Source organism: Roseateles sp. L2-2, from assembly GCF_050613215.1.
Lineage (GTDB): Bacteria > Pseudomonadota > Gammaproteobacteria > Burkholderiales > Burkholderiaceae_C > Roseateles > Roseateles noduli.
Genome location: NZ_CP192509.1, coordinates 2,093,142 through 2,112,899, shown reverse-complemented (window position 1 = coordinate 2,112,899; position 19,758 = coordinate 2,093,142). Strand labels below are relative to the sequence as shown.

General features: G+C 67.3%; 14 protein-coding genes and 1 tRNA gene. 4 read left to right on the top strand and 11 right to left on the bottom strand.

Features of this window, described 5'->3' with window-relative positions:
- Positions 1–86 precede the first annotated feature (86 nt).
- The 4 genes from tig to ACQZ13_RS09565 form a co-directional block, all read right to left on the bottom strand.
- Positions 87–1,397 (bottom strand): trigger factor, encoded by a 1,311-nt coding sequence (gene tig, locus ACQZ13_RS09580; protein ID WP_431051360.1) that lies wholly within the window; start codon positions 1,395–1,397, stop codon positions 87–89.
- A gap of 26 nt (positions 1,398–1,423) precedes the next feature.
- Positions 1,424–1,510: transfer RNA gene (locus ACQZ13_RS09575), tRNA-Leu, on the bottom strand.
- 232 nt (positions 1,511–1,742) lie between these two features.
- Positions 1,743–4,883: an efflux RND transporter permease subunit gene (locus ACQZ13_RS09570; RefSeq protein ID WP_088403553.1), complete on the bottom strand. Its 3,141-nt coding sequence runs from the start codon at positions 4,881–4,883 to the stop codon at positions 1,743–1,745.
- Between the two features lie 16 nt (positions 4,884–4,899).
- The gene (locus ACQZ13_RS09565) at positions 4,900–6,117 is read right to left on the bottom strand and encodes an efflux RND transporter periplasmic adaptor subunit (RefSeq protein WP_431051358.1); all 1,218 of its coding nucleotides are present in this window, start codon (positions 6,115–6,117) and stop codon (positions 4,900–4,902) included.
- A 214-nt stretch (positions 6,118–6,331) separates the two neighbouring features.
- On the opposite strand from ACQZ13_RS09565, the gene hpnC reads away from it, so the two are divergent.
- The 4 genes from hpnC to ACQZ13_RS09545 all read left to right on the top strand — a co-directional run bounded on the left by hpnC (position 6,332) and on the right by ACQZ13_RS09545 (position 10,297).
- Complete coding sequence (gene hpnC / locus ACQZ13_RS09560) at positions 6,332–7,204, top strand: squalene synthase HpnC (RefSeq protein ID WP_431051356.1); 873 nt, start codon at positions 6,332–6,334, stop codon at positions 7,202–7,204.
- Positions 7,201–8,124, top strand: coding sequence for a presqualene diphosphate synthase HpnD (gene hpnD / locus ACQZ13_RS09555; RefSeq protein WP_431051354.1), 924 nt, complete (start codon positions 7,201–7,203; stop codon positions 8,122–8,124). The genes hpnC and hpnD overlap by 4 nt, the downstream gene beginning before the upstream one ends.
- A gap of 1 nt (position 8,125) precedes the next feature.
- Positions 8,126–9,409 carry a hydroxysqualene dehydroxylase HpnE gene (hpnE, locus tag ACQZ13_RS09550; RefSeq protein WP_431051352.1) on the top strand — a complete coding sequence of 428 codons (1,284 nt, stop codon included), beginning with the start codon at positions 8,126–8,128 and terminating at the stop codon, positions 9,407–9,409.
- Positions 9,410–9,529: 120 nt separating this feature from the next.
- Positions 9,530–10,297, top strand: a complete 768-nt coding sequence (locus ACQZ13_RS09545; RefSeq protein WP_088403548.1) for an IclR family transcriptional regulator — start codon at positions 9,530–9,532, stop codon at positions 10,295–10,297.
- 104 nt (positions 10,298–10,401) lie between these two features.
- On the opposite strand, the gene pbpG is transcribed toward ACQZ13_RS09545, so the two are convergent.
- The 7 genes from pbpG to ACQZ13_RS09510 form a co-directional block, all read right to left on the bottom strand.
- On the bottom strand, positions 10,402–11,430 hold the full coding sequence (pbpG, locus tag ACQZ13_RS09540; RefSeq protein WP_431053179.1) for a D-alanyl-D-alanine endopeptidase: 1,029 nt from the start codon (positions 11,428–11,430) through the stop codon (positions 10,402–10,404).
- 184 nt (positions 11,431–11,614) lie between these two features.
- Positions 11,615–13,156, bottom strand: coding sequence for a 2-isopropylmalate synthase (locus ACQZ13_RS09535; protein WP_431051350.1), 1,542 nt, complete (start codon positions 13,154–13,156; stop codon positions 11,615–11,617).
- Positions 13,157–13,219: 63 nt separating this feature from the next.
- On the bottom strand, positions 13,220–14,905 hold the full coding sequence (gene leuA / locus ACQZ13_RS09530) for a 2-isopropylmalate synthase (RefSeq protein ID WP_431051348.1): 1,686 nt from the start codon (positions 14,903–14,905) through the stop codon (positions 13,220–13,222).
- Positions 14,906–15,159: 254 nt separating this feature from the next.
- Positions 15,160–16,008 carry a CDP-diacylglycerol--serine O-phosphatidyltransferase gene (gene pssA, locus ACQZ13_RS09525; protein ID WP_088403545.1) on the bottom strand — a complete coding sequence of 283 codons (849 nt, stop codon included), beginning with the start codon at positions 16,006–16,008 and terminating at the stop codon, positions 15,160–15,162.
- 92 nt (positions 16,009–16,100) lie between these two features.
- Positions 16,101–17,117, bottom strand: a complete 1,017-nt coding sequence (gene ilvC / locus ACQZ13_RS09520; RefSeq protein WP_088403544.1) for a ketol-acid reductoisomerase — start codon at positions 17,115–17,117, stop codon at positions 16,101–16,103.
- A 65-nt stretch (positions 17,118–17,182) separates the two neighbouring features.
- On the bottom strand, positions 17,183–17,674 hold the full coding sequence (gene ilvN / locus ACQZ13_RS09515; protein WP_067275674.1) for an acetolactate synthase small subunit: 492 nt from the start codon (positions 17,672–17,674) through the stop codon (positions 17,183–17,185).
- A 175-nt stretch (positions 17,675–17,849) separates the two neighbouring features.
- The gene (locus ACQZ13_RS09510) at positions 17,850–19,646 is read right to left on the bottom strand and encodes an acetolactate synthase 3 catalytic subunit (RefSeq protein WP_431051344.1); all 1,797 of its coding nucleotides are present in this window, start codon (positions 19,644–19,646) and stop codon (positions 17,850–17,852) included.
- Between the last annotated feature and the right edge of the window lie 112 nt (positions 19,647–19,758).

The following is a 19,758-nucleotide window of genomic DNA, read 5'->3' as shown; positions in this document are numbered from 1 at the left end:
CGGCCTGGCGCCTTACTTGGCGATGGAATTGCGGCGAATCAAGAGCAACGCCGAAAAACCCTGCGCCAGGACCGTGTGTCCGACGATCAGGCCGTGGCCATCAGCTCGTCGAACGGCAGCTGCTTGTCGGTGATCTTGGCCTTGCCCAGGATGAAGTCGGTCACGTTGTTCTCGATCACGACGGCTTCGACCTCGGCCATGCGCTCGCGGTCCGACAGGTACCAGCGCACGACTTCCGCCGGCTTCTCGTAGCTTTGCGAGATCTCTTCGATGTGGGCCTGCAGCTGCTCGGGCTTGGCCTGCAGGTTCTGCGAACGGACCAGCTCGGCGACCACCAGACCCAGGCGCACGCGCTTCTCGGCCTGGTCGTTGAACAGCTCGGCGGGGATCGGAGCCTTGTCGGCGTCCTTGATGCCGCGCTTCTTCAGGTCTTCGCGGGCGTTGGCGACCATGCGCTCGGCTTCACCGGCGATCAGCGACTTGGGCACGTCCAGCTCGGCCTTGCCGACCAGCGCGTCCATCGCGGCGCCCTTGTTCTTGGCCAGCACGCGGAACTTCACTTCGCGCTCGAGGTTCTTCTTGATGTCGGCGCGCAGGGCCTCGACCGTGCCTTCCTTGATGCCCAGGGCCTTGGCGAACGATTCGTTCACGTCGGGCAGGTGCTGGGCCTCGATCTTCTTGACCGTGACCAGGAAGTCGGCTTCCTTGCCGGCGACGTCCTTGCCGTGATAGTCCTCGGGGAAGGCGAGCGGGAAGGTCTTGGATTCGCCGGCCTTCATGCCGCGCACGGCCTTCTCGAAGGCTTCGAGCATCTGGCCTTCGCCCAGCAGGAACTGGAAGCCGTCGGCCTTGCCGCCGGCGAAGGGTTCGCCGTCGATCTTGCCTTCGAAGTCGATGGTGACGCGGTCGCCGTCGGCGGCCACATCCGCCGCGCCGCGCTGGGCGAACGAACGGCGCTGCTTGCGCAGGATCTCGACGGTCTTGTCGATGGCCTCTTCGGTGACCTCGGCGGCGACGCGCTCGATCTCGGCGTCGGCCAGATCGGCGATCTTGACTTCGGGGTAGACCTCGAAGGTCGCGTCGAAGGCCAGTTCGCCTTCAGCCGCCTCGTCCTTCTGGGCGATGCTGGGCATGCCGGCGACGCGCAGCTTGGCTTCGTTGGCGGCGGCGCTGAAGGCCTCGCCCAGCTTGTCGTTGACGACTTCGTACTGGACCTGCGCGCCGTAGCGCTGGGCCACGAAGGACATCGGCACCTTGCCGGGACGGAAGCCGTCGGCCTTGACCGTGCGGGCCAGCTTCTTCAGGCGGGACTCGACTTCGGAGTTGATGACAGTGGCCGCCAGCGTGAGCGTGATGCGGCGTTCGAGCTTTTCGAGAGTTTCGACGGTGACAGCCATAGTGGACTCGGAATCAGTTGAGAGTGTGGTGCGCGGGGCCGGACTCGAACCGGCACGCCCGTGAAGGCGTCAGGACCTAAACCTGGTGCGTCTACCAATTTCGCCACCCGCGCCGGGTGAACTGAGGTCGTCGCGTTCGCTGCGCGCTGTCGGCGCGCAGTCCGCTCGACGGCCCCCTGGTAATTCTTTGACGCGAAGGAGGAGCCCAGGCCCCTGCCCTCCGCGATCCGGAAAACCGGCGATTGTAATCAAGGAATCGACGCTTTCCGACGCACCCCCGCCCGTCCCGGGCGGGGGAAACCCCTGCGGGGGTGCTTGCGTCGTCAGCGGGCGATCAGTGCCGGCTCAGTGCGTGGACGGCGCGATGCCCGCGTCCTTGTCCCGTTCGACGCGGAACCAGGCCGCATACATCGCCGGCAGCGCCAGCAGCGTCAGCACGGTGGCCACGATCAGGCCGCCCATGATGGCCACGGCCATCGGGCCCCAGAACACGCTGCGCGACAGCGGCACCATCGCCAGCACGGCCGCCGCGGCGGTCAGCGCGATCGGGCGCAGACGACGCACGGCGGATTCGACGATGGCCTGCGCCGGCGGCACGCCGCGGCTGCGGTCCTGCTCGATCTGGTCGATCAGGATGACGGAGTTCCGCTGGATCATGCCCATCAGCGCGATCACGCCCAGCAGCGCGACGAAACCGAACGGCCGGTTCAGCAGCAGCAGCGCCGCGGACACGCCCGCGATGCCGAGGAAGCCGGTCAGGAAGGCCAGCATGGCGCGCGAGAAGCTGTGCAGCTGCAGCATCAGCAGCGTGAAGGTGATGAACAGCATGATGGGCACGCCGGCCGCGATCGAGCCGGTGCCCTTGCTGCTTTCCTCCACCGCGCCGGCGATCGAGATCGAATAGCCGGGCGGCATCTCCTTCTGCATCGCGTCGAGCGCGGGCCAGAGCTGCGTGGTCACGGTCGCGCCCTGCAGGCCCTCGATGACGTCGCCCTGCACGGTGATCGCGAACTGGCGGCTCTCGCGGTGCATCACGCCCGGCTCCCAGGTGAACTGGGGCTTGGCGATCTGCGTCAGCGGCACCGAGCGGCCCGAGGCCGTCGGCACGTAGGCGTTGGCAAGTTCGGACAGCGTGTCGCGCTCCTGCACCGGCTGGCGCAGGACGATGTCGATCAAGCGGTCGGCCTCGCGGTACTGCGCCACCGTCGTGCCGGTCACGAGGATGCGCGCTGCCTGCGCGATGCTCTGGCTGGTAACGCCGAGCGCGCGCGCCTTGTCCTGGTCGACCTGCAGGCGCAGGACCTTGATGGCCTCGTTCCAGTTGTCGTTGACGCCCACCATGTTGGGGTTGGCGCGCATCTGCTCCTTGGCGCGGTCGGCGTAGATCCGCAGCTGCGCGGGATCGTCGCCGGCGATGCGGAACTGCACCGGATACGGCACCGGCGGCCCGTTGGGCAGCAGCTTCACGCGGCCGCGCACCTCGGAGAACTCCTGCGCCAGGATCTGCGGCAGCTTGTGGCGCAAGGTCTCGCGGTCGGCCAGCGACTTCGGCAGGATGATGGCCTGGCTGACGTTGGTGTTGGGCAGGATCTGGTCCAGCGGCAGGTAGAAGCGCGGCACGCCCGAGCCCACCCAGGTCGCGATGCTGCCGACCAGCGGCTCCTTGGCCATGCGGGCCTCGAAGCGCTTGGCGATGACGTTGCTCTCCTCGATCGTGGCGCCCTCGGGCAGCCACAGGTCGACGAGGATCTCCGGCCGGCTCGAGTCCGGGAAGAACTGCTGCTGCACCTTGCCCATGCCGGCCAGGCCGAGCACGAACACCAGGATGGTCAGGCCGATGGTCTTCCAGCGGTTGTACACACACCAGGCGACCCAGCGACGGAAGCGGTTGTAGAACGGTGTGTCGAAGACTTCATGTGCTTCGCCCTCGTGACCGGCGCGGGTCTTCAGCAGCAGTGCGCCCAGGTAGGGCACGAAGTAGACCGACACGAGCCACGAGATCACCAGCGCCGCCGCGGTCACCGCGAAGATGGCGTAGGTGTACTCGCCGACGGTGGACTTCGCCAGGCCGATCGGCAGGAAGCCGACCGCGGTGATCAGCGTGCCGGTCAGCATCGGCTTGGCGGTGGCGTCGTAGGCGTACGTCGCCGCGTGCATCTTGTCGTAGCCCTCTTCGAGCTTGCGCACCATCATCTCGACGGCAATGATGGCGTCGTCGACGAGCAGGCCCAGCGCGATGATCAGCGACCCCAGCGAGATCTTGTGCAGCCCCACGCCGGCGTAGAGCATCACGACGAAGGTGATCGCCAGCACCAGCGGGATGGTGATGCCCACGACCAGGCCCGGCCACACGTCGATGCGCAGCGGCTTGGTGTGCAGGCCCAGCGCGATGAAGCTCACGCCCAGCACCACGACGACGGCCTCGATCAGCACGTGCACGAACTCGCCCACCGAGCTCTTCACGGCGCTGGGCTGGTCCTGGATCTGCTGCAGCGAGATGCCGGCCGGCAGCTGCTGCTGCAGCCGCTTGACGCTGACCTGCAGCGCCTTGCCCAGCGCGATGATGTCGCCGCCCTTGCCCATCGACACGCCCAGCGCGACGACCTGCTTGCCGTTGTAGCGGACCATGGTCGTGGCCGGATCGACGTAGCCGCGGCGGACCTTGGCGATGTCGCCCAGGCGGATGCTGCTGGCCACGCCGGTCTGCGTGTTGGTGCCGCGGATCGGGAATTCGCTCAGCGCCTGGACCGAGTTGAGCTGGCCCTCGATGCGGATCTGCACGTTGGCGCTGCCGGCGTTCATCGTGCCGGCGCTCTCGACCGCGTTCTGCGCGTTGAGCTGCGAGACGACCTGGTTGAAGTCCAGGCCCAGTTCGGCGAGCCGCTTCTGGGAGATCTCGATGAAGAGCTTCTCGGCCTGGACGCCGAAGAGATCGACCTTGGCCACGTCCTGCACGCGCAGCAGTTCGGAGCGCACGGCCTCGGCCTGCTGGCGCAGTTCCTCGATGGAGAAGCCGCCGTCGGACGACAGCGCGAAGATCGAGCCGTAGACGTCGCCGAATTCATCGTTGAAGAACGGTCCCAGCACGCCCTGCGGCAGCGTGGCGCGCAGGTCGCCGATCTTCTTGCGGACCGTGTACCAGAGCTGCGGCACCTCGCCCGGCGCGGTGTTGTCCTTCACCTGGAAGATGGTGAGCGACTCCCCCGGCTTGGTGTAGCTTCGGATCTTGTCGGCGTGCGGCACCTCCTGCAGGGTGCGTTCGATCTTGTCGGTGACCTGCTCGGCCATCTGCTGCGGCGTCGCGCCCGGCCAGTAGGCCTGCACGACCATCGCGCGGAAGGTGAACGGCGGATCCTCGTCCTGACCCAGTTGGAAGTAGGCGGCGAAGCCCAGCACCATCAGCACCACCATCAGGTAGCGCGTCAGCGGGGCATGCTCCAGCGCCCAGCGCGAGAGGTTGAAACCGGCGCGGCTCGGGTTGCTCATTCAGGGCTCCCGGGACTCAACGCGAAGCGGTGGGAGCCGGCGCGGGCGCGGTGCCCGGGGTCGGCGTGCCCGGCGGGACGAAGCGCTTGACCTTCTGCCCCGGCGTCAGCACGTGGCCGCCGGCGGTCACGACCTCCATGCCGGGCGACAGGCCCTGCACGACCAGCTCGTTGCCTTCGGCGCCGACGACGGTCACCGCCTGCGGACTCACCGCCATCGTCTTCGGATCGAGCAGCAGCACGGCGCTCTTGCCCTGCGATTCCATCACCGCGCTCAGCGGCAGCTTGATCGCGTTGTCCGACGGCGCGCCCGTCAGCACGACCGTCGCGGTCTGGCCGAGGTGCACGTTCTGGCTGTTGAGCTCGGCCTTCACCAGGAAGGTCCGCGTCACCGGGTCGGCGGCGGCGGCCAGCTCGCGCAGCTTGATCGGCTGCGCCTCGGCCTTGGTGTCGGTCCAAAGGCGGACCTTCAGGCCGTCCGGGCGGGCCGCGGCGGCGCGCACCAGGGCGACCTGGTCTTCGGACACGGAGAACACGATGTCCCGCGGCCCGTCGTTGGCCACGCGCACGACCGGCGTGCCGGCGGCCACGACCATGCCGGGTTCCGCGTCGATGCCGGTCACGACGCCCGCCGCGTCGGCGATCAGGCTCGAATACTGCGCCTGGTTGCGCTGGACGTCGGACTGGGCGCGCGCCGATTCGAACTGCGCCTGCGCGGCCTTGAAGGCGGCGTCGCGCCGGTCGAGTTCGGCCGCGCTGATGAAGCCCTGGCGATGCAGGTCGATGTAGCGCCGGTAGTCGGCGCCGAGCTGGTCGCGGTTGACGCGCGCCGCCAGCACGGTGGACTTGGCGGCCTCCTGGGCGAGCACCAGATCGGAGCTGTCGATGCGCGCCAGCACCTGCCCGGGCTTCACCACCGATCCGAGGTCCACCTTGCGTTCCAGGATCTTGCCCGCGACGCGGAAGGACAGGCGCGACTCGACGCGGGCCCGCACTTCAGCGGCGAACTCGCGCTGCAGGCCGGCCGATTGCGGCGTCAGCACCAGCGTGCGCACATAGCGCTCCGGCTCGGGCGGCGGCGCCTGCTTGCCGCAGGCAGCCAGCACGACCACGGCGGCCGTCGCGGCGGTCGCCGCCAGCCACTTCGACACGCGTCCCCAGGAACCGGCGAAGGCGGATTCGGACACGGCGCCGGGCGTACCGGCGGACAGGGACACTAGAGACCGTTGGGGCATGGACACCTCGACAAAGCCACGACGCCCGGCCTTGGGCATCGGAGTAACTGACTGACCGGTCAGTAATGTATTCAGCGTGTCCGAACGTGTCAAACCGACGGCGTACGGTTCACCGGGGTACTGCTCGTGGTTTGCGGGGAGTGATGCCCGTCGTAAACCGCCGGGGGTTCGGGACATCAGGTTGACGCAAACGGCACCGCCCGCTCAGCGGAGAATGCCGCCCGTGAGCATAGAGCACTACGAAAACTTTCCTGTCGCTTCCTGGCTGAGCCCGCCGGCGCTGCGTCCCGCGATCATGGCGATCTACCACTTCGCGCGGACCGCCGACGACCTGGCCGATGAAGGCGACGCGACGCCCGCGCAGCGGCTGCGCGACCTGGCCGACTACCGGGCCGACCTGCGCGCCGTCGCCGCGGGTCAGGCGCCGTCGCCGCGCTGGGCGGCGCGCGTCTTCGCGCCGCTGGGGCGCATCCTCGTCGAGTACCGCCTGCCGGTGCCACTGCTGGAGGATCTCCTCGATGCCTTCGAGCAGGACCTCGTGAAGACCGACTACGCCACCCGCACGGAGCTGCTCGACTACTGCCGCCGCTCGGCCAACCCGGTCGGACGCCTGCTGCTGCACCTGTACGACATCGCCGACGCCGAGTCGCTGCGGCGTTCGGACGCGATCTGCTCGGCGCTGCAGCTGATCAACTTCTGGCAGGACTTCACCGTCGACGGCCCGCGCGGCCGCATCTACGCGCCGCTGGAGGACCGCCGGCGTCACGGCGTCGAGGGACAGGACCTGCTGTCGCTGCACGACAGTCAGGCCGCCCGGGCGCTGATCGCGGAACTCTGCGACTGGGCCCGCGACCTGATGGCCGAAGGCGCGCCGCTGGCCCGCCGGATTCCGGGCCGGGCCGGTTGGGAGCTCCGCTTGGTGGTACAAGGCGGCCTCCGTATCCTCGACAAACTGGCGTCGAACCGTTTCGATGCCCTGCTGCGACGGCCGGCGATCAGCGCCGCCGACGCGCCGCTGCTGCTGTGGCGCGCCGTGACGATGCCGACGGACCGAACGAACCCACGCCGCGAAGGGACGGCGCGATGAGCACCAATACTGACAAGACCGCCGACAAGGCCTCCGACAAGACCTCGGACAAGGCGACCGCCGCCGGCGCTTCCACGCCCGAGCAGTACGTCCAGCAGAAAGCCGCCGCGAGCGGCTCCAGCTTCTATTACGCCTTCCTCTTCCTGCCGCCGCCGCGCCGCGCCGCGATCACGGCCTTCTACGCGTTCTGCCGCGAGGTCGACGACGTCGTCGACGAGGTGTCCGATCCGGGCGTCGCCGCGACCAAGCTGGCCTGGTGGCGCAAGGAAGCGATGAGCGCCTTCAACGGCCAGCCCTCGCATCCGGCGATGAAGGCGCTGATGCCGCACGTCAAGGACTACGACATCCGCCTGGAACACCTGCTGGCCGTCATCGACGGCTGCCAGATGGACCTGGAGCAGACGCGCTACCTCGACTACCCCGGCCTGCAGCGTTATTGCCACCTGGTGGCGGGCGTCGTGGGCGAAGTGGCCTCGGGCATCTTCGGCCGCACCGATCCGCAGACCATCGCGTACGCCCACAAGCTGGGCCAGGCGATGCAGCTCACCAACATCATCCGCGACGTCGGCGACGACGCGCGACGCGGCCGCATCTACCTGCCGGTCAGCGAGCTGCAGCAGTTCGACGTGAAGGCGCACGAGATCCTCAAGCGCGACGCGCCGTGGGGCTACAGCGACCGCTTCACCGCGCTGATGAAGTTCCAGGCGCAGCGCGCTCACGCGCTGTACGACGAGGCCGTCGCGCTGCTGTCCGACACCGATCGCAAGGCGCAGAAGCCGGGGCTCATGATGGCCAACATCTACCGCACGCTGCTGCGCGAGATCGAGGCCGAGAACTTCCAGGTCCTGCACCAGCGCATCGCGTTGACGCCGCTGCGCAAGCTGTGGATCGCGATGAAGACGAACTGGCGCGGGCGCTGACGTGACGCGGCTGGCCGTCATCGGCGGCGGCTGGGCGGGGCTCGCCGCGGCCGTCGAAGCCGTGTCGCTGGGCGCCTCGGTCACGCTGTTCGAGATGGCGCCGACGCTCGGCGGGCGGGCACGCAGCCTGGAAGGCACCGGGCCGGCGCTCGACAACGGTCAGCACATCCTGATCGGCGCCTACAAGGACACGCTCGCGCTGATGCGGCGCGTCGGCGGCGATCCGGACTCGGACCTGCTGCGCATGCCGCTGCGGCTGCGTTATCCCGATCGCGAGACGCTTCGACTCCCGCCGGGGCCGCCCACCCTCGCCTTCCTGCGCGGCGTGCTGACCTGCACGGCCTGGTCGTTGCAGGACCGACTGAGATTCCTGGCCACGAGCAGCCTGTGGACGCTGCGCGGCTTCCGCTGCGATCCTGCGCTGACGGTCGCTCAACTCTGCGGCGGACTTCCGCGCGCCGTCCGCGACGACCTGATCGATCCGCTGTGCGTCGCCGCGCTGAACACGCCGTCCACGCAGGCCAGCGCGCAGGTCTTCCTGAGGGTGCTCAAGGACGCGCTGTTCAGCGGTCGGGGCAGCGCGGACCTGCTGCTGCCGCGACGCGGGCTAAGCGCGCTGCTCCCGACGCCGGCACGCGCGTGGCTGCTGTCGCGCGGCGCGGAACTCCGCACGCAGCGCGTGCAGCGACTGGAGGCACAGGGGCGGCAGTGGAAGGTCGACGGCGAAGTCTTCGACGCCATCGTCGTGGCCTGCACGTCGGTCGAAGCTTCCCGGCTCACGCGCGATCTGGCGCCGCATTGGAGTGCCGCCGCCGGCGCGTTCGAGTTCCAGCCCATCGTCACCATCTATCTGGAGAGCGCCGGATCGGCGTTGCCGGCGCCGATGGTTGCCCTTCGCGAATCGGCGACCGAGCCGGCGCAGTTCGCCTTCGACCTCGGCCAGCTCGGTCAGCATCCGGGCCTGTTCAGCCTGGTCGTCAGCGGCGCCGCGCCCTGGGTCGCGCAGGGACTGGATGCCACCGGCGCGGCAGCGCTGGCGCAGGCCCAGCGCCACTTCCAATGGGCGACGCGGCCGAAGATCGTCCGCGTGCTGAGCGAAAAGCGCGCGACCTTCGCCTGCACGCCCGGACTGAATCGCCCTGACGCATCGATCGGACCGGGCATCTGGGCCGCCGGCGACTACCTCGCCGGGCCTTATCCGGCCACGCTCGAAGGCGCCGTGCAAAGCGGGCTGTCCGCGGCCCGTTCCGCAATGCGGCAGCCTGTCGGCGCGACGTCCTCCTGACGCCCCTATCGACCCGATCGGCGCACCGCTGATGGGCAAAAACGACGGATTGCGCCCACTAGGGGCCGCTCTCGGTTTCGCCATGCAAAACCCGTGAGAAATCCTTCACAATCGTCCGCCATGAAGTCCAAGGAGCTGCAGACCCCCGCCATCCAGGTCCTCGAGCGCACATTCGCGTTGCTGGACGTCCTGGCCCAGCATCAGGATCCCGTGTCCTTGAAGCTCATCAGCGAGACCACGGGCCTGCATCCCTCGACCGCCCACCGCATCCTGAACGACCTGACCCTGGGACGTTTCGTGGATCGTCCCGAGGCCGGCAGCTACCGGCTGGGCATGCGGCTCCTGGAACTGGGCAACCTGGTGAAGGCCCGCCTGGACGTCCGCGAGGCCGCCATCGGCCCGATGCGCGAGCTCCACAAGCTGACCCATCAGCCGGTCAACCTCTCGGTCCGGCAAGGCGACGAGATCGTCTACATCGAGCGCACCTACTCCGAGCGCAGCGGCATGCAGGTCGTGCGCGCGGTCGGCGGCCGGGCGCCGCTGCACCTGACCTCGGTCGGCAAGCTCTTCCTGGCCAGCGACGACCCTCAGCGCGTGCGCGCCTACGCGACGCGCACGGGGCTCTCCGGCCACACGCGCAACAGCCTGACCGAGATCACCCTGCTCGAACGCGAGATGGCGCTGGTCCGCCAGCGCGGCGTCGCTCGCGACGACGAGGAACTCGAACTGGGCGTGCGCTGCATGGCTGCCGGCATCTACGACGACCAGGGCAAGCTGGTGGCGGGGCTGTCGATCTCGGCACCCGCGGACCGGCTGGAAGAAGGCTGGTTGCCTCGCCTGAAGGAAACGGCGACGCGGATCTCGGCGTCCCTCGGCTTCCGAGGCTGAACACCCAGCTGCACGTACGGCCCGAAAGCACGGGCCGGAAAGCATGGCCGGAAACGACGAAGCGGGCGCAAGGCCCGCTTCTTTCATTCCGGAGTCGCCGACGCCTACTTGGCGGAAATCACCGGCGTCAGCGCTGTCGCGCTGACGGTCGCCGGGGTGGCGACGGCCGCCAACGGCGACGCGGCGCCGGTCAGCCACTTGCGCACGCGTTCGGCGTCGCCGATGCGCGAGTACTTCCCGGCGGAATCCAGGAACACCATGATCAGCTTGCGACCGGCGAGCTGCGCCTGCATCACCAGGCACTGGCCGGCCTCGTTGATGAAGCCGGTCTTCTGCAGACCGATGTCCCAGTCGCCCTTGCGGACCAGGCCGTTGGTCGTGCCGAAGCGGACCTGCTTGCGGCCCAGCGCGACGGTGTATTCGGACGAGGTCGACAGCTCGCGGATCAGCGGGAACGCATGTGCCGTCTTCACCAGCTTGGCGAGGTCGGCGGCGCTGGACTGGTTGCGGCTGGACAGGCCGGTCGGCTCGACGTAATGCGTGTCCATCATGCCCAGCATGTGGGCCTTGGCGTTCATCGCCGCGACGAAGGTTTCCAGACCGCCCGGGTAGTTGCGACCGAGCGCATGCGCCGCGCGGTTCTCCGAGGACATCAGCGCCAGGTGCAGCAGTTCGCCGCGGGTCAGCGTGGTGCCGACGGCCAGACGGGAACCGGTGAACTTCTCGGTGTCCTTGTCGTCGTCGGTGATCTCGATCTTGTCGTCCAGCGACTGGTTCGCCTCGACGACCAGCAGCGCGGTCATCAGCTTGGTGATGGACGCGATCGGCAGCACCGCCGACGGGTTCTTCGAGAACAGGACCTCGTTGGTGTCCTGGTCGACGACGTAGGCGACGCTGGATTTCAGGTCGAGGGGATCTTCGGTGTCGTGCAGGCCGTACATCGTCCCGAAGGACGGTTTGGACGGGACGACTTCCCGGGCCGGGGCCGCCGCGCGGGCAGCCACCTTGCGTGGCGAGCGCGGGGCCGGCTTGGCCTGCCGCACGCTCTTCACCTTGGCTTTGGAGGACGACGAGGTGGCCGCCTGCGCCGATTGGATCGGCGCGAGACTGGCGGTCAAGCCCGTCAGCAACATGACGCCGCTGAGCGCGGCACCAGACAGCAATGTCGCAATGGTCTTCAATCCAGTCCCCAGGTCAGTGGGCGCGAGTGTAGGGGATCGCTGAAAGACCGGCAAGATCAATGACTTAACGCAGGCTCTTAAAGTACCTGAATCCGTGCCATCCGACGCGGCCGAGAGCTCCGCGTGCGCTGTCCTGTCAACCTTGGGCGGCGACCCGCTCCGTCTTGCTCTGCAACTTGTTCAGAGCGCTCAAATATGCTTTGGCGGACGCGACCACGATATCGGGATCTGCCCCCACGCCGTTCACCACGCGCCCCGCATGTTGCAGGCGCACCGTGACTTCGCCTTGCGATTCTGTGCTGCCGCCGGTGATCGCACTGACCGAATACAGCAGCATTTCCGCCCCACTTTGGACCTTGCTCTCGATCGCCTTGAGCACCGCGTCCACCGGACCGTTGCCGTCGCTCTCGGTGCGATGTTCGGTTTCGCCCTCGGCGAAGACCACCTGCGCCTGGGGCCGCTCACCGGTTTCGGAGCGCTGCGCGAGCGCGACCAGCCGGAAGTGCTCCTGGACCTGGGTGACCGACTCGTCCATCACCAGCGCGATGATGTCCTCGTCGAAGATCTCCGACTTGCGGTCGGCGAGGTCCTTGAAGCGGACGAACGCAGCGTTGATCTCCGCCTCCGACTCCAGCACCACGCCCAGCTCCTGCAGCCGCTGCTTGAACGCGTTGCGTCCCGACAGCTTGCCCAGCACGATCTTGTTGGCGCTCCAGCCGACGTCCTCGGCGCGCATGATCTCGTAGGTGTCGCGGGCCTTCAGCACGCCGTCCTGGTGGATGCCGGAGGCGTGCGCGAAGGCGTTGGCCCCGACCACCGCCTTGTTCGGCTGGATCACGAAGCCGGTGGTCTGCGAGACCAGCTTGGAGGCCGGGACGATCTGGGACGGGTCCACCCGGACATCCAGTCCGAAGTAGTCGCGGCGGGTCTTCACCGCCATCACGACTTCCTCCAGCGAGCAATTGCCGGCACGTTCGCCCAGGCCGTTGATGGTGCACTCGACCTGGCGGGCACCGCCGATCTTCACGCCGGCCAGCGAATTGGCCACCGCCATGCCCAGGTCGTTGTGGCAGTGGACGCTCCAGATCGCCTGGTCGGAGTTCGGAACGCGCTCGCGCAGCGTCTTGATGAACTGGCCGTAGAGCTCCGGGATCGCGTAGCCGACGGTGTCGGGGATGTTGATCGTGCGTGCGCCTTCGCGGATCACCGCCTCGACGACGCGGGCCAGGAACTCCGGATCGGAGCGGTAGCCATCCTCCGGCGAGAACTCGATGTCGTCGGTCAGGTTGCGACCGAAGCGCACGGCCTGGATCGCCTGCTCCAGCACCTGTTCGCGGGTCATGCGCAGCTTCTTCTCCATGTGGAGTTCGCTGGTCGCGATGAAGGTGTGGATGCGCGCGCGCGCCGCGCCCTTGAGCGCCTCGGCGGCGCGGGCGATGTCGCGGTCGTTCGCGCGGGCCAGCGAGCAGACCGTGCTGTCGCGGATGACGTCGGCGATCGCCTTGACCGCCTCGAAGTCGCCCTGGCTCGCCGCCGCGAAGCCGGCCTCGATCACGTCCACCTTCAACCGCTCCAGCTGCCGCGCGATGCGCAGCTTCTCGTCCTTGGTCATGGACGCGCCGGGCGATTGCTCACCGTCGCGCAGGGTGGTGTCGAAGATGATCAGGTGGTCGGACATGGGAGGCTTCCTTGCGGTGGCGGGCCGAGGGCCGAGGGCCGGAGAATGGCCCGCTCGGTGAGTTTAGGCGGCGATGCGGTCGGCCAGCTTCAGCACGCCGCGCTGCGACGCACGACGCAGGCCGGAGACGATCGCCTTCAGCGACGCCGAGGCGATGTTGCCGTCCATGCCGACGCCGAACATCGTGGCCTCGCCGACGCGCAGCTCCAGATAGGCCACCGCCTGCGCGTCGGCGCCGCTGCCCATCGCGTGCTCGTGGTAGTCCAGCACCCGCACCTGGGTCTTCAGCAGCTTGTTCAGCCCCTCGACGAAGGCGTCGATCGGTCCCTTGCCCTGCCCGTCGATCTTGACCATGCGCACGCACAGGTCGGCCTGCGCTTGCACACGGGTCTGGCCGTCCTCGGCGGTGCCGATCTGCGGATGCAGCGACGGCGCCTGCTTCACGCCGTACTCACGGTCGAAGATGCGCCACAGGTCGGCCGCCCCGAGTTCCTTGCCGTTCGTGTCCATCACGCCCTGGACGATCTGGCTGAACTCGATCTGCAGGCGACGCGGCAGCTCGATGCCGTATTCCGCTTCGAGCAGGTACGAGATGCCACCCTTGCCCGACTGGCTGTTGACGCGGATCACCGCCTCGTAGCTGCGACCCAGATCCTTCGGGTCGACCGGCAGGTAGGGGATCTCCCAGATGTCGCCTTCCTTGCGCGCGGCGAAGGCCTTCTTGATCGCGTCCTGGTGTGAGCCCGAGAACGAGGTGTAGACCAACTCGCCGACGTACGGATGGCGCGGATGCACCGGCAACTGGTTGCAGTGCTCGACGCAGCGGCGGATCTCGTCGATGTCGGAGAAGTCCAGCTCCGGATGCACGCCCTGCGTGTACAGGTTGAGCGCGACGTTCACCAGGTCCAGGTTGCCGGTGCGCTCGCCGTTGCCGAAGAGGCAGCCTTCGAGGCGGTCCGCGCCGGCCATGATCGACAGCTCGGCGGCGGCCGTGCCGGTACCCCGGTCGTTGTGCGGATGCACCGACAGCACGATGCAGTCACGCTGTGCGACGTTGCGGCCCATCCATTCGATCATGTCGGCGAACAGGTTGGGCGTGGAATGCTCGACCGTCGACGGCAGGTTGATGATGATCTTGCGCTCGGGCGTCGCCCCCCAGGCTTCGGTCACCGCATCGACGACGCGCTTGGAGAAGCTCAGCTCGGCGCTGGAGAACATCTCCGGCGAGTACTCGAAGCGGAAGTCCGTCTCTGGCTGCTTCTCGGCGAACTCGCGGATCATCCGCGTGTGGGTGACGGCCAGGTCGACGATCTCGTCCTCGCTCATGCCCAGCACGACGCGGCGCATGACCGGAGCCACCGCGTTGTACAGGTGGACGACGGCCCGCTTCGCGCCGACCAGCGATTCGAAGGTGCGCTCGATCAGCGGCTGACGCGCCTGCGTCAGCACCTGGATCGTGACGTCATCGGGAATGTGGCCCTGCTCGATCAGCAGGCGCACGAAGTCGAAGTCGGTCTGCGACGCGGACGGGAAACCGACCTCGATCTCCTTGAAGCCGATCTTCACCAGCATCTGGAACATGCGCAGCTTGCGCTCGGGGTCCATGGGCTCGATCAGGGCCTGGTTGCCGTCACGCAGGTCGGTGCTCAGCCACAGCGGCGCCTTCGTGATCTGCACGTCGGGCCAGCGGCGGTCCGGGAGGGCGATGGGGGCGAAGGCGCGGTACTTGGTCTGCGGTTGCTTGAGCATGAGAGCGTTCCTGTGGGTTCAGGGGCGCAACTCGCAGACTCTCCAGAAACAGGAACGGCCCGTTGCGAGTTGCATTCGGGCCGTTGATCTGGGATGAGCGTCTGGATGGACGGACGTGCGCGATCTAGCGAACCCGAAGGTCACCTAGTAGTAGCAGCGCAATTCGGGCCGGGGACGTCATAGCTGTCGAATATAGGGGTGCGGCGCGGGCAACGTCAACGCCAGTGGGCGAATGACCGTGCCCCGAGCATTCGCTATCGGTGAAGGCCCGCTTCATCGGGCTCGTCGGTGGACATCGCGATGACGCTGGCCGGCTTGCCCTTGGCACGCCGGACCGCGTAGACGATGTAACCCGAGATGCCATACGCACAGAAAACGCCGAAGAGCACCCGGGGCGGATCGATGTTGATCGCCGCGATGGCCAGCATGATCACGACCAGCACGATGAAGGGCACCGAGCGCTTGAAGGTGATGTCCTTGAAGCTGTAGAACGGCGCATTGGTCACCATCGTCAGGCCGGCGTAGAGCGTGAAGCCGAAGGCCAGCCACGCCAGCGTCGGATCGCGGTGGATGTCCTTGTAGCCCGAGCTGTCGAGCGCCCAGATCAGGCTCATCACCAGCGCGGCCGCGGCCGGGCTGGGCACACCCTGGAAGAAGCGCCGGTCCACGACCGCGATGTTGGTGTTGAAGCGCGCCAGGCGCAGCGCGGCGCCCGCGATGTAGACGAAGGCGGCGAACCAGCCCCACTTGCCCAGTCCCTGCAGCGCCCAGGAGTACATGATCAGCGCCGGCGCGGCGCCGAAGGACACCATGTCGGACAGCGAGTCCATCTGCTCGCCGAAGGTGCTCTGCGTGTTGGTCATGCGCGCGACGCGCCCGTCCAGGCTGTCGAGCACCATCGCCGCGAAGATGCCGTAGACGGACTGCTCGAAGCGGCCGCCGATGCCCATCACGATCGCATAGAAGCCGCTGAACAGCGCCGCCAGCGTGAAGAGGTTGGGCAGCAGGTAGATGCCCTTGTGGCGCGGGCGCTGCGGGGCGTCGAGGGCATCCGCCTCGTCCTCGTCGAGCAGGTCCACGCTCTTGTTTTCGGTCGAATTCATGGGGCGCGAGGATAACTCACTGCATCAATGGAAAAGGCCGCGCGGTGCGACCCGCGCGGCCTTCTGGACTGATCTGACGCGATCTGCGTGGATCAGTTCTTGGACTTGTCGACCAGCTTGTTAGCCTTGATCCAAGGCATCATCGCGCGCAGCTGCTCGCCGACCTGCTCGATCGGGTGCTCGGCGGTCAGGCGGCGGCGGCTGATCAGCGTCGGGGCGCCGGCCTTGTTCTCCAGGATGAAGGACTTGGCGTACTCGCCGGTCTGGATGTCCTTCAGGCACTGGCGCATCGCGTCCTTGGTCGCGGCGGTCACCACGCGCGGGCCGGTCACGTACTCGCCGTACTCCGCGTTGTTGGAGATCGAGTAGTTCATGTTGGCGATACCGCCTTCATAGATCAGGTCGACGATCAGCTTGAGCTCGTGCAGGCACTCGAAGTAGGCCATCTCCGGCGCGTAGCCGGCTTCGGTCAGCGTCTCGAAACCGGCCTTGATCAGCTCGACGGCGCCGCCGCACAGCACAGCCTGTTCGCCGAACAGGTCGGTCTCGGTCTCTTCACGGAACGAGGTCTGGATGATGCCGGCCTTGCCGCCGCCGTTCGCGGCCGCGTAGCTCAGGGCCAGGTCACGCGCCTTGCCGGTCTTGTCGGCGTAGACGGCGATCAGGTGAGGCACGCCGCCGCCCTGCTTGTAGGTGTTGCGCACCGTGTGGCCCGGGGCCTTGGGGGCGACCATCCACACGTCCAGGTCCTCGCGCGGCTGCACCTGGCCGTAGTGGACGTTGAAGCCGTGGGCGAAGGCCAGCGACGCGCCCTGCTTGATGTTGGGCTCGACTTCATTCTTGTAGACGTCGGCGATCTGCTCGTCGGGCAGCAGGATCATGACCACGTCGGCGGCCTTCACCGCGTCGGCGATCTCGGCGACCTTCAGGCCGGCGCCTTCGGCCTTGGCCCAGGACGCGCCGCTGCGGCGCAGACCCACGGTGACCTTCACGCCGCTCTCGTTCAGGTTCTGGGCATGGGCGTGGCCTTGTGAGCCGTAGCCGATGATGGTGACGTTCTTGCCCTTGATCAGGCTGAGGTCGGCGTCCTTGTCGTAATACACGTTCATGGTGGTCTCTCCGGGGAAAACAGGTCAGGGGTTGTTCGGTGAAGGGTGTTCAGTGGTCGCGGCGATCAAACGCGCAGGATGCGCTCGCCGCGGCCGATGCCGCTGGTGCCGGTGCGCACCGTCTCGAGGATCGCGCTGCGGTCGATCGCGTCGATGAAGGCGTCGAGCTTGCCGGCGTCGCCGGTCAGCTCGATCGTGTAGGTCTTCTCGGTGACGTCGATGACGTGGCCGCGGAAGATGTCGGAGGTGCGCTTGAGCTCCTCACGCTCCTTGCCGACGGCGCGCACCTTGATCAGCATGAGCTCGCGCTCGATGTAGCGGCCCTCGGTCAGGTCGACGACCTTGACGACCTCGATCAGCCGGTTCAGGTGCTTGGTGATCTGCTCGATCACGTCGTCGCTGCCGCTGGTGACGATGGTCATCCGGGACAGCGACGGGTCTTCCGTCGGCGCCACGGTCAGGCTCTCGATGTTGTAGCCCCGGGCGGAGAACAGCGCGACGACGCGCGACAGCGCCCCCGGCTCGTTCTCGATGAGCAAAGCAATGATGTGTTTCATGGAATCTCGTCCTTCGCGCTCTTCAGACCGCCGGCGGTAACCGGTCGGCCCTTGGCCACGCTCTTCGATCTAGGAATCAGGCCGGATCGCCCTGAACGCTTCGGGCCGTCCGCCGCCGGTCGCGATGCGCGCGGTAACGCGCATCCCGCCGGACGGCTTCAGGCCGTCAACGGTCTCAGAGGTCCTCGGACCCCAGCAGCATCTCGGAGATGCCCTTGCCCGCCTGCACCATCGGCCAGACGTTCTCGGTCGGGTCGGTGCGCACGTCGATGAAGACGGTGCGGTCCTTCAACCGCATCGCCTCCCGCAGCGCGGGCTCGACGTCCGAGGGCTTCTCCACCAGCAGTCCGACGTGCCCGTAGGCCTCGGCCAGCTTGACGAAGTCGGGCAGCGCATCCATGTAGCTGTGCGAGTAGCGCTTGCCGTAGTCCAGCTCCTGCCACTGCCGCACCATGCCCAGGTAGCGGTTGTTCAGCGAGACCACCTTCACAGGCGTCTTGTACTGCTGGCAGGTGGACAGCTCCTGGATGTTCATCTGGATGCTGCCTTCGCCAGTGATGCAGAACACATCCGACTCCGGCTTCGCCAGCTTGATACCCATCGCGTACGGCAGGCCCACGCCCATCGTGCCCAGGCCGCCGGAGTTGATCCAGCGACGCGGCTCGTTGAAGCGCAGGAACTGGGCCGCCCACATCTGGTGCTGGCCGACATCCGAGGTGAAGTAGGCGTCGCGGTCGCGGGTCAGGTTCCACAGCGTCTCGAGGACGTACTGCGGCTTGATGACTTCGTTGGACTGCTTGTAGGCCAGGCAGTCGCGCTTGCGCCAGTCGTTGATCTGGCTCCACCAGGCGTTGATCGCCTCGGCGTCAGGTCTTGCCTGCGCTTCCTTGATCTGCGCGATCAGCTCCTGCAGCACGTCCTTGACGTCGCCGACGATCGGGATGTCCACGCGCACGCGCTTGGAGATCGACGACGGGTCGATGTCGACGTGGATGATCTTGCGATCGACCGACGAGAAGTGCTTCGGGTTGCCGATCACGCGATCGTCGAAGCGCGCACCGACGGCCAGCAGCACATCGCAGTGCTGCATCGTCATGTTGGCTTCGTAGGTCCCGTGCATGCCCAGCATGCCCAGGAACCGCGGATCGCTGCCGGGCATCGCGCCCAGGCCCATCAGCGTGTTCGTGCAGGGGTAGCCCAGGAGCTCGACCAGCTGGCGCAGTTCCGCCGTGGCCTCGCCCAGGATCACCCCGCCGCCCGTGTAGATGTAGGGCCGCTTGGCCCCCATCAGCAGCTGGACCGCCTTGCGGATCTGACCGCTGTGGCCCTTCTTCACCGGGTTGTAGGAGCGCATCTCGACGCGCTCCGGGTAGTGGAACGCGGTGCGGTTGAGCGAGACGTCCTTCGGGATGTCCACCACGACCGGACCGGGACGGCCGGTGCGCGCGATGTGGAAGGCCTTCTTGAGCGTCGTCGCCAGGTCGCGCACGTCCTTGACCAGGAAGTTGTGCTTCACGATCGGGCGCGTGATGCCGACGGTGTCGCATTCCTGGAAGGCGTCGAGGCCGATGGCGGGCGTGGGGACCTGACCGGTGATGATCACCATCGGGATCGAGTCCATGTACGCCGTCGCGATGCCGGTGATCGCGTTGGTGACGCCGGGACCCGAGGTCACCAGCGCGACGCCGACTTCGCCGGTCGCCCGGGCATAGCCGTCGGCGGCGTGCACGGCGGCCTGCTCATGACGGACCAGCACGTGCTGGATGGCGTCCTGCTTGTAGAGCGCGTCGTAGATGTAGAGGACGGCGCCGCCTGGATAGCCCCAGAGGAACTTCACGCCTTCGGCCTGAAGACTCTGAACCAGGATTTCGGAGCCATTCAGTTCCTGACCGGAACTGACGGAATGGGGGTGCGGTTGTGAGCGAGCTTCCGTGATCGCTGCACGTTTGATGTCCGCGGCAGACATGTCCATATGTCGAACCTCTGAGTTTTTTCTCTGACGAAAAACCATCGGTGTCTCTCCTCTCGCTCTTGTGAAGCGGACTTGAAACGTCGCGTCAAAAACAGGGGCGCCCCGGTTGGGC

Bases quoted from the DNA above. Each gene is read 5' to 3' on its own strand.
- tig (WP_431051360.1), bottom strand. From the start codon at position 1,397: ATGGCTGTCACCGTCGAAACTCTCGAAAAGCTCGAACGCCGCATCACG.
- ACQZ13_RS09570 (WP_088403553.1), bottom strand. From the start codon at position 4,883: ATGAGCAACCCGAGCCGCGCCGGTTTCAACCTCTCGCGCTGGGCGCTG.
- ACQZ13_RS09565 (WP_431051358.1), bottom strand. From the start codon at position 6,117: ATGCCCCAACGGTCTCTAGTGTCCCTGTCCGCCGGTACGCCCGGCGCC.
- hpnC (WP_431051356.1), top strand. From the start codon at position 6,332: ATGCCGCCCGTGAGCATAGAGCACTACGAAAACTTTCCTGTCGCTTCC.
- hpnD (WP_431051354.1), top strand. From the start codon at position 7,201: ATGAGCACCAATACTGACAAGACCGCCGACAAGGCCTCCGACAAGACC.
- ACQZ13_RS09545 (WP_088403548.1), top strand. From the start codon at position 9,530: ATGAAGTCCAAGGAGCTGCAGACCCCCGCCATCCAGGTCCTCGAGCGC.
- pbpG (WP_431053179.1), bottom strand. From the start codon at position 11,430: ATGTTGCTGACGGGCTTGACCGCCAGTCTCGCGCCGATCCAATCGGCG.
- ACQZ13_RS09535 (WP_431051350.1), bottom strand. From the start codon at position 13,156: ATGTCCGACCACCTGATCATCTTCGACACCACCCTGCGCGACGGTGAG.
- leuA (WP_431051348.1), bottom strand. From the start codon at position 14,905: ATGCTCAAGCAACCGCAGACCAAGTACCGCGCCTTCGCCCCCATCGCC.
- pssA (WP_088403545.1), bottom strand. From the start codon at position 16,008: ATGAATTCGACCGAAAACAAGAGCGTGGACCTGCTCGACGAGGACGAG.
- ilvC (WP_088403544.1), bottom strand. From the start codon at position 17,117: ATGAACGTGTATTACGACAAGGACGCCGACCTCAGCCTGATCAAGGGC.
- ilvN (WP_067275674.1), bottom strand. From the start codon at position 17,674: ATGAAACACATCATTGCTTTGCTCATCGAGAACGAGCCGGGGGCGCTG.
- ACQZ13_RS09510 (WP_431051344.1), bottom strand. From the start codon at position 19,646: ATGGACATGTCTGCCGCGGACATCAAACGTGCAGCGATCACGGAAGCT.